Below are 13,859 nucleotides of genomic sequence, written 5' to 3' on the forward strand. Positions count from 1 at the left end.
TCAGGGGTCGTTCTCTCGGCGATTCAGTTTTTCCACGACCCTGGAGCGAACGCCGCGGACCACATCCGTCCCCCAGAAAACTACGACAGCGACGCCGCCGAAGGCAAACAGGGAGAAGACGACGCGAGACAGGTATTCGAGTAGCGTAAGCTCGAAGCCGACGCCGCCGTGGAAGACGACGGCGGACGTCGGTGCTGCCCGTCGGACGAGCGGGCGTTCACCACCGTCACGTCGCATGCAATCCACGGTAGGCCATCACGACGCCGACGATGAAGACGACCGTCGCCAGGTAGATGGGGCCGAGATGGGTCACCCAATTGTGGGCGAACGCGTCCGAGGTGTAATGCATCGGCAGCGCGAGCGCGAGGCCGACGACGGCAGCGACGACCGCCGTCGCCCACGCCCAGGTGAGCCGCTGGCGGACGCCGTACCACGAGAGGGCGGTGACCGCGATCCCCGTCGAGATGATGAAGGCGGCGGTCGCGACGTGCAGGTGGCTGATGTAGTACGCGACCGTCGGATTCAGGTCGGCCTTCGACATCCCGTCGAGGGTACTCACCCCGAGTTCGAAGCCGCTCCCCACGAAGTTCAACGCGAGGAAGACGATCCCGTATCCGACGAACGCGACCCCGGCCAGCGCCATCAGCAGGGAGCCGTTGCGTAACTGTGAGTCGATCTCGATTCGTTGCTGTTGTTCACGTGCGACTGGTTGTTCGGTTGCCATGGTGGTTCACTGGTCTTTCAGCACGAATCCATACGACTCCGAATAGCAGATAGGTAACTCGTGACACGTCGGCAACTGCTGTCGCCGTGGTCACGGAGTGACGATCCGGCAGCGACTGCCGGCCGCGCAGCCGATGAGTAGGCGTCACCGACTGCACGGGAGAACGACGACCCCTCCGGGCGTTCCTCCGACGCGTCCGTCTCGTCACTCTACGACCGTTTCGAGCGGCACCGTCGGCGCCCGACGCCGATAGAGCGAGTACGTCGATTCCGCCCACCTGCGTGCGTCCCGCGAGTCGGTGTCGAGCAACACGCGGACCGTGACGCTGTCGAAGTCGTGGCCGCAGATCGCGATCCGGTGGTCGAAGATGCCGACACCGTACGGCGGGAGATCGTCGTACAGTTCGACGGTGAGATTGCCGCTCTCCAGGGTTCGGGAGGACAGCTCCGGATACGTCGAGCGGATGTACCGGGCCACGTTCGGCGAGTCGACGAGTTCCGCTCGCATGCCGTCGATGATCTGGCCGCAGAACTCCTCGCGACACGGTTCGAGGAGTGCCAGCGACGACCCGACGAACCGGAACGTGTCGGTTTCCCTGAGCAGGGTGAGGAATCGATTGATGGGAGCGTAGGGATTGTCGGCTTCGGCGACCGTCACGACCGCATCTACACACATCTCGATCGTGAATCCGCTGTCTTCGTCCGGGAGCCACTGCCAGACGTCGCGGACCTTCCGCTCGGTTTCGACTCGCTCGATCAGGTCCGCCATCGCGGACGCGACGTACGCACCCAGCGGTGTCGCCTCGTACCGGTGTCCGACTCTGCGAATCCAGTTGCGGTCTTCGAACTCGCTCAGCGTCCGACGAATCGTCGACGACGAGACGCCGGCCGTCTCCTTGAGCTCGAATCGGTGACGGGGACGGACGGTCAGGGCGACGAGCGTCGGGGCGCGGTGTTCCGACCGCGCCAGATACGCGATGTCGTCGATCGGTGAACCCCTGCTCGAAGCCATGCGAACCGTACGCACGATTTCGTATTAACGCTTCTCTGTGCGCCCGGACCACCGTCGAGTCGCGCCGGACTCGGGAGATTGAGAGAAATCGCGTGATGTGCTCGCCCACGAGTTCCGCATCGAAGTGACCGGCGGGACGAACGAGTCCCGACGACGCCGCCTCGAATCGCTTCCCCGACAGCATCTCGCGTGCCGCCTCATCGATGTCCAACGCCGAGCGCAGCGCGTCTCGGGTCGTCTCACGGTTCACGTACGCCCACCGTTCCTCGCATCCAGAGAACGTGCAGGAGACACAGGTACGGGTACTCTCCGGGAGTCTCGAAGGTGTGGACGAACGGTTCGTCGGGGAGAACGTCCCCTTCCCGCGCCCTTCTCCAGCCGTCCAGTGCGGCCTCCGCGGAGTCGAAGCCCCCGCTCGCGAAGTACTCCCCGTCTTCCGGGAACTCCCTGTTTGGGCCTTCGGGTACAACGTCGCCGCCGCTCTCGCCGGTGACCGAGTGGGCGATTCCCGTGCCGTTCACCCAACCGACGCTGTCGCCCGCGCGGATTCGCAGCGACTCCGGATAGTACTCGTGCACGCCCATCCTGACGACGTGGTCCGTATCGGGCTGGACCACCTCCGGTGGCGACGGAATCTCGCCGGACTCCGTCCGGACGACGATGGTTCCAGCCATGGTGTCCAAGTCCTCGTGTGGAAGACAGCAATAGTGGTAGTGTCCCGGCGTAGTGAACCCGTGTTCGAACCGGTCGCCCGATTCGAGAAGCCCCGCCCGCAGCTCCTCGCCCCGCGAGGCGGTTTCGGAGTCGAACCCGCCGCTCGCGAAGTAGTCCGCCTCGTCCGGAATCCGTTCTTCGTATGCGGTGACGGTGTGTCTAACGGATTCGTTGTTCCACCACGTTACCGTCTCACCCGGGTCGACGGCGAGGCGGACGGGGTCGAACGAGCGGTGTTTCAATTCGACACGTGGCTTCGGTGGTGGTAGGCGAAAGCGGGACGTCGAGCATCCTGCGACCCCGCCGAGTCCGATCGCGGCGGCGGCCCGGAGAACGGAACGTCTCGTCGACCGCCGTCTCATGCGTAACGTGTAGCAGTACTGAATTAAATCCGTTGGGGTGACTCGACCGAAACCGTCCTGTTCAGCGGCGACCGAGCGCGCTACTCCCCCGACAGAATCTCCCGCACTCCTTGTGTCAGTATCTCGCGGCCCAGCGCGGCGTCGTCGAGGTCGACGTGTTCGTCGGTCGTGTGCGCCTGCGAGAGACTGCCCGGTCCCCACACTATCGCGGGCGTGCCGTCGGCGACGAACTCCCGGGCGTCGGTCGCGGCCTCCATCCCCCACGGTTCGTCGGGAGCGTCGGCGCGCTCGGCGGAGAGACGCCGGAACCGCGCGGCTAGCGGGTGGTCGTCGGCGATGGCGGCCGAGGCGTAGTGCATCACGAGCGAACGGTCGGTGGCGACGCCCGCCTCGCGCTCGACCGACTCGAAGAGGTCGTCGAGTTCGCGTTCGACGTCCTTGTACTCCTCGTCGGGGAGGATGCGCCGGTCGAGCAGGAACTCCGCGCGTTCGGGGAGCACCGCCATGTTCGAGTTGGTACCCGCCTCGAACTCCGTGACGGTCGCGTAGGCCCGGCCGCAGAGGTCGTCCTCGCGTTCGCGGAGTCGGACGTCGTAGTCGTCTATCGCGTCGAGGACCGGCCGGGCCTCGTCTATCGCGTTCGTCCCCTGGTCGGGGTGGCTGGCGTGGGAGGCGTCGCCCGCGACGCCGACCCGGTAGGTGGCGACGCCCTTCGCCCGGGTCGCCACCCGGAAGTCGGTGGGTTCCAGGACGACCGCCATATCGCCGCCGTACCCCGCCTCGACGAGCGTCCGGGTGCCGGGGTCGCCGGTCTCCTCGCCCATCGCGGCGTGGACGACCAGCGACCCTTCCAGGTCGCCCGACTCGATTTCGGGCGCGAGGTCGCGGGCGGTCAGCATGGCGAGCGCGAGGCCGGTCTTCATGTCGGCGCTCCCCCGGCCGTACAGCGTTCCGTCCTCGATAGCGCCCTCGTAGGGGTCGTGGGTCCACTGGTCGGGGTCGCCGGCGGGCACCACGTCGAGGTGGCCGTTCAGCACGAGCGTCGGGCCTCCGGAGTCTCCCGAAGCGCGCTCCTCGTCGGCGCGGTCGCCGACGACGGCGACCGCGCTGGGCCGGTCGGAACCGGGCGTCTCGACCAGTCGGGCGTCGACGCCCTCGCCGTCGAACCACTCCACGACGAACTCCGCGCCCGGCCGTTCGTCGCCGGGCGGGTTCTCGGTGGGGATTCGAACGAGGTCGGCCGCGAGGTCGGCGAGTTCGTCGCGTCGGGTCGTCATCGTGACGGGCGTTGGACGCCGGCCGTGTTAGTTCCCCTCGGTCCGACCGAACAGTCGGTCGACCGCCGCCGCGCCCGGCCGGCCGAACGCCGATCCCAGACACATCGCGGCGTGGTACGCCAGGTCGTCGGGCGTGTGGTAGGCCGCCCGGGCGTGGGCCAGCGTCGCGCGGGGCGACCACCACCGCTCGTGGAGGTGCTTCCTGCCGATCTGGTAGTACGTCTCCCGGAGCGCCCGGTCCCGGACCTGGTCGGGGTACGCCTCGTACAACTGGGCGTACGTCTCCAGTATCTCCATCCGGCCGTCGAGGTAGCCCCAGGAGTCCGACAGCGACTCACCGGTCCGGCCCCGGACCACCAGCGGTTCGTCGACGTAGTCGAACTCAGTCTGGAGCGCGAGGTCGACCTTCATCCCGGTGTCGTCGGCCCCGTGGCGGTGCCGAAGCGGGAGCACTCGGTCCAGTGCTTCGCGGTCGATTAGCATCGTCGAGTTGATGCAGGGGAACGTCCGCATCTCCAGGGCCCTCTCGATGACGTCGCCGCGGACGGCCGGATTCGGGCGGAACTCCCCGCGGGCCTCGTCGACCATCCCGCAGTAGACGACCCCGACGTTGTCGTCGGCTTCGAGTTTCGCCACCTGCGTTCGCAGTTTCGCCGGTTCAAGTCGGTCGTCGTCGTCGAGGAACTGGACGTACCGCCCGGAGCATCGGCGCGCGCCGATGCTTCGGGCGGCCTGGGGTCCCTCGTCGCGGCGCTGGTCGACGTAGGTCGCGCCGAACGCCTCGACCACCGGCCGGGCGTGCCCGTCGTCGGAACCGTCCACGACGAGGACCTCTATCGGTTCGTACTCCTGGGCGTAGACGCTTTCGAGCGCCCTGCGGAGTCGGTCGTTCCGGTAGTGGGTCGGCACGACGACCGACACCAGTCCGCCGGAGTCGGAGTCGGAGTCGGAGTTCGAGAGCATTGGTGGGCGGTGGGCGTACGCCGTGAGTGGGGAAAGTCGCGCTGGCAGCCACCACGGACTTCGGCGTCTTAGAACATCGACGACCTCATTTTGCGTTTCCACATCTTGTTGACATCCTCCCCGCCCCGAAGGGTGAGGATTTCTGAGGGTTGAGATATTACGGTTTGCAACCCGCCAGTTCGCTCGGTGCGAAACGCCCCGAGGTTTGGTTGAACAGGTAGGCTACTGGCCGTGCCAAACGACCGTTACTCATATCCTCCGTCGGAGGATTCTGAGTTATCTTTTTGCGAATATTCACCGCACCGTTCACGTCCGCGTTCATTGTCGCACCGCATGACTCACAGACGTACAACCCACGCTCCACACGATTCGCGTCACACTTCCGACCACAGCACGAACACGTCTTACTCGTATCTCGCTCGCTCTTACGGTCAACGAGAATGCCGTGTTCCTCGGCCTTGTATTCGAGCAGGTTCGTGAAGCGGTCGAACTCCCACCCGTGGAGTTTTTTGTTCCCCCTCCGACCCCAGTTCCGAGAGTCACCGTTCTCGTCCTCTCGAATCTTGCTCAAGTCACCAATAGCGATGCGACCGACTTCACGGTCAATGCACTGCTCCACGATGTGTCTGGCAAGGGCGTGCAAAAAGTGGTCTTTCCGCCGAGATAGCTTTTGTCGCACGCGAAGGGCACGACGAGACGGGCCGTATTTGCCTTCGGTATCGTACTCGTCGCGGGTGAAGTAGTGTTTATCCTGTTTTAGAGTGTTCCCCGGATACAACTCGGTATCACCATCGTCGTAGGCGATGGCAAGGTAGTTCTTGATACCGAGGTCGATACCTGCTGTCTTATCGCCGGAAGTGTCCTCGGAAGGGATTTCAACGTTACATACCAGGTGGAGTTCCCAATGGTCGCCGTTCCAGACGGCTCTGACTTGCGGGATATTCTCCACGTTAACATCCGGTCGCATCTTGTACTCTGCGAGGATGAAGTCCGAACGATGCTGTTTGAGGTTGAATCCTTTGCTCAGGCGGATTCGGTTGTGCTTGGGATCGTGTTTGATACCGTTCTGTTTCCACGTCACGGTGGAGCGCGGGTGGTTGTCGCCTCGCTTGCGGTAGCCAGGTGGGTTCGCGTCGGTGTCGCCGTTGTTGCGCTTTTTGAACCAGCTAGTGAACGCCTCAGCGAGTTCTTCAAGAACTCGCTGACTTGACTGAGAATGCAGGTCATTGTAGCGTTCGTGGTTTTTTAATTCACGCTTGAGGTCGGCTTCGGACGGAATCTCGCCGGTGTCGTCCCATTCTTGTTGGGCATGGTAGCGGGCGACATTCCACAGTTTCGACGCCGAAAACCCGCACTCATCAAGTTCGTCGCTCACCTGTTGGTGGTTAACAATTTTCGCTCGATAGGTGCGGGTTGTCTTCAGCATCGGACTGTGTCCATAATCACCTATGGTGTGGTGTGCGTTAAATTTTAACACTCGGTTTGGAGTATCCGGCTTTGCTGTCGAACGTGGTTAATGGTAGAGTTGTCGGCTGTATCCCCGCCCTTCAGGGCAGGAGGTTAGCCTCGTAACTTCTATAAGACGGTAGTGTCGTAAGTACGACAATCGAGATGACCGACACCGACACCGCCGACGCCCGGACGCCGACCGCGGTCGTGGTCTGCGGCCTGCCGGGCGTGGGCAAGACCACCGTCGCGGAGGCCGTCGCCGACCGGGTCGGCGGGCGACTCCTCCGGACCGACGTGGTCCGCAAGGAGATACTCGCGGACCCCGAGTACACCGACGAGGAGTCCCGGATTGTGTACGACGCGGTGTTCGAGCGGGCCGAGGCGACGCTCGAATCCGGGCGGTCGGCGGTGCTCGACGGGACGTTCAAGGCGGCCGACCTCCGCGAACGAGCGCGAACGCTCGCCGACGCGACCGGCGCGGCGTTCCGCCTCGTCAGGGTCGAGTGCGATAAGTCGGACGTGCGCGAGCGCATCGCCGCCCGCGAGGACGACGCGAGCGACGCCGACTTCGCGGTCCACGCCCAGTTCCGCGAGGAGTTCGAACCGCTCGCGCGCGACCACGTCACGGTGGACAACTCCCGCGGCATCGCCGAAACCAGGCGGCAGGTCGCCGACCACTTCCCCGAGTAGCGGTCGGGAGGGCGGGGGTTCGCCCGCGACGAGGTCCAGGGGCAAGGTTCGCCCGCGGCGGTAGGCTGCCGCGGGCGAACCCCCGCCCTTTTTGATGCAGAACTGAGCACCGGCCAAAGAGAATGGTGGTCGAGAAACTCAACGCGCCCGGACCCGAGGCGGTCGTGGACGCCGCAAAAGCGGCCGCCCGGGACGGCGCGATGCTGACGGTGGAGGCGCACTGCGAGGTGGAGTACGAGGGCCGCACCAGCGGCTACCTCGGGCCAGGCGACCGCGTGCTGGTTGCCAAGCCCGACGGCACCTTCCTCGTCCACCAGCCCACCGGCCATAAGCCCGTCAACTGGATGCCCGGCGGCGGCCGCGTGTCGGCGCGCGTCAGCGAAGGTGAGGCGGTCCTGCTGGCCCGCCGTACGAACCCGAGCGAACGCGTGGAGGCCCGTATCCGAGAGACGTACGGCCTGACGCGGTTCGACGCCACCGACGGAGCGACCTACGAGGAGTCGGGCACCGAGGCCGAGATGCACGAGTACATCGAGGCCAACCCGGAGGTGCTGGAGGAGGGCCTGCGAATCGTCGAACACGAGCGCGAGAGCAAGTACGGCTTCATCGACTTCTACGCGGTCGACTCGGCGGGGACGCCGGTCGTCGTGGAGGTAAAGCGCATCCAGGCGACGCTGAACCACTTCGACCAACTCCAGCGGTACGTGTCGTTGTACGAAGAAACGAACGACGACGTGCGGGGGATGCTCGTGGCGCCGTCCGCGTCCGAGCGCGTCAAGCGGGCCTGCCGGGACAACGGTCTGGAGTTCGTGGCGCTCTCGGAGTTCGCGACGGACGCGAAAGGTGCCACGGAAGCGAAGCTGACCGATTTCTAGTCGCTGGTTCTTCTGTGGCGGTCAGTCGGTCGGGCTTCGACGCGAAGGTATCGAATACGGCAGGGCAACCGAATCGAACAGCACAACCAGCGACGGGGTACACGGGAAGAAGCGCTAGCTACTCCCAACTCCTCTAAGGAACCGCAGCCACACCTCCCCAGCCGATTCGCTCGTTCGCTCCGCTCACTCGCTCATCCACCGTCGGAGCGAAGCTCCGACGAGCCTGCACTCGCTTTGCTCGTGCAGACCTCGCGCGAATTGTCGCGGCATGAAGCCGCGACTGCGCGCGCCACGACCTGGACGAGGCTTTCGCGCATCTCCACACAACCGGCATGGCGCGCGCGGCGGGCGGTGCGGTCACTCAGTTGGGTCGTGCGAGTGGCGGTCTGCGTTTCGGTTGCGGTCGCTGTCACGGTCGCGTTTGCAATCCGGTTACTTGTTCGTAGGTTTCCCCGCCAACTAGCCCCGCGCGCTTTTCCCGCTGACCGTCGAACCCGTACCACATGCCAGACGACCTCCTGATCTACGGGGCGTACGGCTACACGGGGGAACTGATTACGGAACGAGCGCTCGACGAGGGACTCCGCCCCGTCGTCGCGGGGCGGGACGCCGAGAAGGTCGAGGGGTTGGCGACCGACCTCGGCCTCGACCACCAGGTGTTCAGCCTCGAACACCCCGACATCGTCGAGGCCGAGGTCGGCGACTTCGCGGCGGTGTTGAACTGCGCGGGACCGTTCTCGAAGACCGCCCGACCGCTCTACTCGGCGTGCCTCGACGCCGAGACGGACTACCTCGACATCGCCGGCGAAATCGACGTGTTGGAGGGTATCGCCGGGCGCGACAGGGAGGCCGAAGCCCAGGACGTCACCCTGTTGCCGGGGGTCGGGTTCGACGTGGTGCCGACCGACTGCCTGGCGGCCCACCTCCACGGGCGACTGGAAGGCGCGACCCGACTCTCGCTGGCCATCGACGGCCTCGGGACGTACTCGCCGGGCACCGTCAAGTCGATAATCGAGGGGATGGGCCGGCCCGGCGCGGTTCGAGAGGACGGCCGGATTCGTACCGTCTCGGCCGCCTGGAAGACCCACCAACTGGACTTCGGACAGGGGCCCAAGCCCGCAGTGACGATTCCCTGGGGCGACGTCTCCTCGGCGTACTACACCACCGGCATCCCGAACATCGAAACCTACGCCACGGTGCCCGAGTACGCCGCGAAGGTGATGGCGAAGACCGGGCCGCTGTCGGCGGTGCTGGGCCTCGGCCCGGTCCAGACGGGACTGAAGAAACTGGCCGACGCGGTGGTTTCGGGACCGAGCGCCCAGGAGCGCGCGAAGAGCGTGACGCGGGTGTGGGGCGAAGTCGTCGACGACGCGGGTAATCAGGTCGCCGCGCGTCTGAAGACGCCCGACACCTACAGCCTGACCGCCGAAACCGCGGTCGCGTGCGCCCGGCGCGTCCTCGACGGCGAGGTCGGCGCGGGCTTCCAGACACCCGCCTCGGCGTTCGGGCCGGACTTCGTCCTGGAGTTCGAGAGCGTCGAGCGCGAGGACGTGAGCGCCGACGCGGCCGTGGCCGCGAGTCAGCGATAGCATCCGGTGGAACGACTCTTCGGTTCGGACGACGGTCGAGGAAAGTGGTATCTTGATACACGGCGAAGCGTCGAACATGGGTTTCCTCACCGACGCCGAGTCGGGTCGACGGTGGTTCTCGCTCGTCGCACCGACGTACGACCAGGTCGTCTCGCCGGTGTTCTGGCCCGAGCGACTCCAGCGGGAGGGTCTCGACCGACTCGCCCTCGAACCCGATGACCGCGTCCTCGACATCGGTTGCGGAACGGGAGAGACGCTCGCAGGCGTCGACGATGGCGAAACGCCGTCCCACGGACTCGACGTGAGTCGACCGCAACTCAAAACGGCCTCGAAGAAGAGCGACCTGCGCGGCGCGCAGTTCGTGCAGGGGGACGCCCATCGGCTACCCTACGTCGACGGCGTCTTCGACGCGGTCGTGTCCGTCGGCTCGATTCTCTACTGGTCGGACCCGGCCGCAGTGCTCCGAGAGGCCCGCCGGGTCACGACCCCGGGCGGTCGAATCCTGGTGATGGGATTCAACCGTCGGCCGCCCTCGATGTGGAACCCGGTGGAGAACGTCCAGGACGCCATCAACGAGACGCTCTTCTTCCGGTACGGTCCCGAGGAAGCGAGCGCGCTCTTCCGGGACGCCGGATGGACGAGCGTCGAGAACAGCATCACCGGTCCGAGTTGGAGCCCGACCCTGGTCATCAGTACGACCGCGAAGAAGCCCGACGACGGCGAGACGTGACGTCCGGCGGGCCGGGAGACTCAGCCGTCGGCGTGTTCGTCGAAGAACTCGACCAGCGACTCGTTGACCGTCTCGAACTCCTCGAAGAAGACGAAGTGCGAGCCCCCGTCGACGGGCGTGTATCGAGCGTTCGGTAGCCGGTCGGCCAGGATGCGCCCGTTCTCGACCGGGACGACCGTATCCGCCGTCCCGTGCAACACGTGGACCGGAATCCGGACCTCGTCGAGTCGACGCCCGACGTCGAACCCGCTCGCCGCGACCGCCTGGAGGAACCGTCCCGCCGGCGTCGCGTCGCACTCCTCTCGCCAGTCGACGATGCGCTCGACCAGCGCGGGACGCGACGCGACGAACTCGTCCGACATCGCGACGCGCGTCCGTTCGCGCACCGCCGCCCGGCTCAGCCGCCGACCGGCCCCGGAAACCGCCAGCCGGCGGACGCGGGCCGGCGGGTCGGCGGCCGCCGACCCGCCGGGCGTCGAACCGAGGAGCGACAGCGTCTTCGCCCGGTCGTACTCGATGGCGTACCGGAGCGCGATCATGCCGCCCATGCTGGCGCCGACCACGTGGGCCTCCCGGACGTCCTGAGCGGCCAGGACGGCCTCCAGGTCGCCCGCCATGTCCGAGATGGTGTACGGCTTGTCGACGGGCACAGCCCACTGCATCCACGGGGCGACCGCGGGCGGCCACCAGAGCGACAGACAGTTCGCCCACCACCTGCCGGTGCGCTCGGCGAACAGTTCGGGGAGGTTCCGCGGGCCGGCCGGCGTGTCGGACCGACCCGTCCCGCGGTTGTCGGGGAAGATCGTCCGAAAGCGGTCCGGAAGCGCGCGGCGTTGGCGCCGCCACATCCAACGTCCGGTGCCCCACCCCTCGACGAAGACGACCGGGACGCCGTCGGGGTCGCCCGCGGTTTCGTAGTAGATGGACAGACCGTCGTTCTCGACCTGTCCGGATTCGCCCGCTCTCGGCGGAAGCGTTCGCACACCCTGGTCGGCCGAGTCCGTGAGTGCGTCCGACCGCTCGCTCGCCTGACTCATTACGCCAGAGACGATTCATATGCGTATTGTTATACGGCACCTAAGTGAACGACCCCCACAATCCGGGGGAGCGCCGGGCGTGCCCGGCGCTCCCCGTCTACGGAACGCCGGAGCGAAACGGTCGCAACGGTCGGCGGAAGGGCGGCGGAAAAAGGACGCCGCGTTCGGCGGGTCCGACGGGACCGAGAGAAACGACAGGGGTTCGACGGAACCGAGAAAAACGGCGACGGCGCCGCCGAAACCGCGACGGCCGACGCCTCAGTCGTCGGAGTGCGCTCTCCCGGTGTCTGACCCGGCCTCGGCGTCGACCTCGAAGTCGCGTTCGCTCATCTCCTCGACCGAGAGGTGACACGAGATTTCGTGGCCGGTGCCGGCCCGCTTCTCTTCGAGTTCCGGGACCTCGCGCTCGCACACCTCGCCGATCTTCTTCGGACAGCGCGTGTGGAACCGACAGCCCGACGGCGGGTTTATCGGACTCGGCACCGACCCTTCCAGCAGGATGCGGTCGGTCTCCCGCTCGGGGTCCGCGTGGGGCACCGCCGACAGCAGGCTCTCGGTGTAGGGGTGATACGGCGGGCCGAACACCTGCTCGACCGTGCCGATCTCCGCGATGGTGCCGAGGTACATCACCGCGACCCGGTCGCAGATGTGGCGGACCACCCCGATGTTGTGCGAGATGAACAGGAACGAGATGCCCCGCTCGGCCTGGATGTCGTTGAGCAGGTTGAGAATCTGGGCCTGCACCGACACGTCGAGCGCCGAGACGGGTTCGTCGCAGACGATGAGCTTCGGTTCGACCGCCAGCGCGTGGGCGATGGCGACCCGCTGTTGCTGGCCGCCCGAGAACTCGTGGGGGTACTTCTCTGCCGCGTCGCGCGAGAGGCCCACCCGCTCCAGCAGGTCGCGCACCCGTTCGTCCTTCTCCTCGCCGGAGGCGATGCCGTGCTTCTTCATCGCCCGGCCGACGATCTGGCCCACCGTCTTGCGCGGATTCAGCGAACTCTGGGGGTCCTGGAAGATCATCTGCATCTCTCGACGCAGGCTCCGGACGTCCGAACTCCCCATCTCGTGGACCGGTTCGCCCTCGAAGTACACCTCGCCGTCGGTGGGTTCGAGCAGTCGGAGCGCGGTCCGGGCGACCGTCGACTTCCCGCAACCGGACTCGCCGACCAACCCGAGCGTCTCGCCCGGGTAGATGTCGAAGCTCACGCCGTCGACCGCCTTGACGTACCGGCGCTCGAGGCTGGGCACCCCGTCGTCGAACGAGAGGCTGAGGTTGCCGAGGACGCCGTCGCCCGCGCTGAAGTACTTCTTCAGGTTCCGGACCTCGAACACCGGGTCGCCGGACCGGTCGACGTCGGAGCGTCCCGCGCCGGTTTCGGGGATATCGCTCTCCGAGAGGTCGAGTTCCTCGGCGTGGATGCAGGCCGCCCGCGAGTCGGTGCCGGCCACCGGTTCGAGCGGCGGGTCGCCGCCTTCGGTGCACGCCTCGGTGGAGTACGGACACCGCGGGGCGAAGTTACAGCCCTCGGGGAGGTCGGCCAGGTCGGGCATCGCCCCGTCGAGGGTGGGCAGTTCGTCGTAGTCGGCGTCGACCTCGGGAATCGAGTCGATGAGCGCCCGGGTGTAGGGGTGCTGGGGTTCGGCGAACAACTGGTCGAGTTCGGCGGTTTCGACGAGGTTGCCGGCGTACATCACGCCGACGTGGTCGCACGTCTGGGCGACCACCCCGAGGTTGTGGGTGATCATCAGCACCGCCATCCCCATCTCCTCCTGGAGGTCGTTCAGCAGGTCGAGTATCTTCGCCTGCGTGGTCACGTCGAGCGCGGTGGTCGGTTCGTCGGCGATGATGAGGTCGGGTTCGCAGGACAGGCCGATGGCCAACAGGACGCGCTGGCGCATCCCGCCCGAGAACTCGTGGGGGTAGTCGTCGATGCGGGTTTCGGCGTCCGGAATGCCGACCTCCCGCATCGCCTCGATGGCGCGCTCGCGGGCGGCGTCCTCGCCGACGCCCTGGTGGTGCTCGATGGTTTCGGTTATCTGGGACCCCACCGTCAGCACGGGGTTGAGCGACGACATCGGGTCCTGGGGGATGAGCGCGATGTCCTTGCCCCGGACCCCCTGCATCTCAGCCTCGGTGTACTCCAGCAGGTCCTCGCCGTCGAACAGCACCCGCCCGCCGGTTATCTCGCCGGGCGAGTCGATGAGTCGCATGATCGACCGGGCGGTGACGCTCTTTCCGGCCCCCGACTCGCCGACGAGACCCATCGTCTCGCCGCGGTCGAGCGTGAACGACACCCGGTCGCTGGCGACGATGCGCCCCTGTCCGGTCCGGAACTCCGTGCGAAGGTCGCGGACGTCTAGCAGGGGTTCGTTCTCGGCCGACGACGACGCGACCGCGGTCGCATCGTCGTCTGGTGGCGTGTGCGTACTCATGG

13 protein-coding genes are annotated in these 13,859 nt (G+C 66.4%); 4 read left to right on the forward strand and 9 right to left on the reverse strand.

What is annotated here, in order from left to right:
• From NGM07_RS08985 to NGM07_RS09015, 7 genes are all read right to left on the reverse strand, one after another.
• The gene (locus tag NGM07_RS08985; RefSeq protein ID WP_253519660.1) at window positions 1-237 is read right to left on the reverse strand and encodes a hypothetical protein; all 237 of its coding nucleotides are present in this window, start codon (window positions 235-237) and stop codon (window positions 1-3) included.
• Window positions 227-724: a hypothetical protein gene (locus NGM07_RS08990; protein ID WP_253519662.1), complete on the reverse strand. Its 498-nt coding sequence runs from the start codon at window positions 722-724 to the stop codon at window positions 227-229. The genes NGM07_RS08985 and NGM07_RS08990 overlap by 11 nt, the downstream gene beginning before the upstream one ends.
• A 204-nt stretch (window positions 725-928) precedes the next feature.
• A complete protein-coding gene (locus NGM07_RS08995; protein WP_253519663.1) occupies window positions 929-1,735 on the reverse strand; it encodes a helix-turn-helix transcriptional regulator in 807 nt (268 codons plus the stop codon).
• 239 nt (window positions 1,736-1,974) lie between these two features.
• A complete protein-coding gene (locus tag NGM07_RS09000) occupies window positions 1,975-2,691 on the reverse strand; it encodes a cupredoxin domain-containing protein (RefSeq protein ID WP_253519665.1) in 717 nt (238 codons plus the stop codon).
• A gap of 200 nt (window positions 2,692-2,891) precedes the next feature.
• A complete protein-coding gene (locus NGM07_RS09005; protein WP_253519667.1) occupies window positions 2,892-4,088 on the reverse strand; it encodes a M20 family metallopeptidase in 1,197 nt (398 codons plus the stop codon).
• Between the two features lie 27 nt (window positions 4,089-4,115).
• Window positions 4,116-5,051, reverse strand: a complete 936-nt coding sequence (locus tag NGM07_RS09010; RefSeq protein WP_253519669.1) for a glycosyltransferase family 2 protein — start codon at window positions 5,049-5,051, stop codon at window positions 4,116-4,118.
• A 157-nt stretch (window positions 5,052-5,208) separates the two neighbouring features.
• Window positions 5,209-6,477, reverse strand: a complete 1,269-nt coding sequence (locus NGM07_RS09015) for an RNA-guided endonuclease InsQ/TnpB family protein (protein WP_253519671.1) — start codon at window positions 6,475-6,477, stop codon at window positions 5,209-5,211.
• Between the two features lie 185 nt (window positions 6,478-6,662).
• Here NGM07_RS09015 and NGM07_RS09020 point away from each other — a divergent pair, with 185 nt between their 5' ends.
• From NGM07_RS09020 to NGM07_RS09035, 4 genes are all read left to right on the forward strand, one after another.
• Window positions 6,663-7,190 carry a P-loop nucleotide/nucleoside kinase family protein gene (locus NGM07_RS09020; RefSeq protein WP_253519672.1) on the forward strand — a complete coding sequence of 176 codons (528 nt, stop codon included), beginning with the start codon at window positions 6,663-6,665 and terminating at the stop codon, window positions 7,188-7,190.
• Between the two features lie 122 nt (window positions 7,191-7,312).
• Entirely contained in the window at window positions 7,313-8,065 is a 753-nt protein-coding gene (nucS, locus tag NGM07_RS09025; RefSeq protein WP_253519673.1) for an endonuclease NucS, read from the forward strand.
• 503 nt (window positions 8,066-8,568) lie between these two features.
• A complete protein-coding gene (locus tag NGM07_RS09030; RefSeq protein WP_253519675.1) occupies window positions 8,569-9,654 on the forward strand; it encodes a saccharopine dehydrogenase family protein in 1,086 nt (361 codons plus the stop codon).
• A 76-nt stretch (window positions 9,655-9,730) separates the two neighbouring features.
• On the forward strand, window positions 9,731-10,384 hold the full coding sequence (locus tag NGM07_RS09035) for a class I SAM-dependent methyltransferase (protein ID WP_253519677.1): 654 nt from the start codon (window positions 9,731-9,733) through the stop codon (window positions 10,382-10,384).
• 20 nt (window positions 10,385-10,404) lie between these two features.
• Here the strand turns inward: NGM07_RS09035 and NGM07_RS09040 are convergent, their stop codons facing one another.
• Window positions 10,405-11,421, reverse strand: a complete 1,017-nt coding sequence (locus NGM07_RS09040; protein ID WP_253519679.1) for an alpha/beta fold hydrolase — start codon at window positions 11,419-11,421, stop codon at window positions 10,405-10,407.
• Window positions 11,422-11,679: 258 nt separating this feature from the next.
• Window positions 11,680-13,857 (reverse strand): dipeptide ABC transporter ATP-binding protein, encoded by a 2,178-nt coding sequence (locus tag NGM07_RS09045; protein ID WP_253519682.1) that lies wholly within the window; start codon window positions 13,855-13,857, stop codon window positions 11,680-11,682.
• Window positions 13,858-13,859: the final 2 nt, after the last annotated feature.

It is taken from the genome of Halorussus vallis (genome assembly GCF_024138165.1).
In the GTDB taxonomy this organism is placed as follows: domain Archaea; phylum Halobacteriota; class Halobacteria; order Halobacteriales; family Haladaptataceae; genus Halorussus; species Halorussus vallis.

Excerpts from the sequence above, each read along its gene's own strand:
- NGM07_RS09005 (WP_253519667.1), bottom strand. The coding sequence starts at position 4,088 with ATGACGACCCGACGCGACGAACTCGCCGACCTCGCGGCCGACCTCGTT.
- NGM07_RS09030 (WP_253519675.1), top strand. The coding sequence starts at position 8,569 with ATGCCAGACGACCTCCTGATCTACGGGGCGTACGGCTACACGGGGGAA.
- NGM07_RS08995 (WP_253519663.1), bottom strand. The coding sequence starts at position 1,735 with ATGGCTTCGAGCAGGGGTTCACCGATCGACGACATCGCGTATCTGGCG.
- NGM07_RS09040 (WP_253519679.1), bottom strand. The coding sequence starts at position 11,421 with ATGAGTCAGGCGAGCGAGCGGTCGGACGCACTCACGGACTCGGCCGAC.
- NGM07_RS09035 (WP_253519677.1), top strand. The coding sequence starts at position 9,731 with ATGGGTTTCCTCACCGACGCCGAGTCGGGTCGACGGTGGTTCTCGCTC.
- nucS (WP_253519673.1), top strand. The coding sequence starts at position 7,313 with ATGGTGGTCGAGAAACTCAACGCGCCCGGACCCGAGGCGGTCGTGGAC.
- NGM07_RS09045 (WP_253519682.1), bottom strand. The coding sequence starts at position 13,857 with ATGAGTACGCACACGCCACCAGACGACGATGCGACCGCGGTCGCGTCG.
- NGM07_RS09010 (WP_253519669.1), bottom strand. The coding sequence starts at position 5,051 with ATGCTCTCGAACTCCGACTCCGACTCCGACTCCGGCGGACTGGTGTCG.
- NGM07_RS08990 (WP_253519662.1), bottom strand. The coding sequence starts at position 724 with ATGGCAACCGAACAACCAGTCGCACGTGAACAACAGCAACGAATCGAG.
- NGM07_RS09015 (WP_253519671.1), bottom strand. The coding sequence starts at position 6,477 with ATGCTGAAGACAACCCGCACCTATCGAGCGAAAATTGTTAACCACCAA.
- NGM07_RS08985 (WP_253519660.1), bottom strand. The coding sequence starts at position 237 with ATGCGACGTGACGGTGGTGAACGCCCGCTCGTCCGACGGGCAGCACCG.
- NGM07_RS09020 (WP_253519672.1), top strand. The coding sequence starts at position 6,663 with ATGACCGACACCGACACCGCCGACGCCCGGACGCCGACCGCGGTCGTG.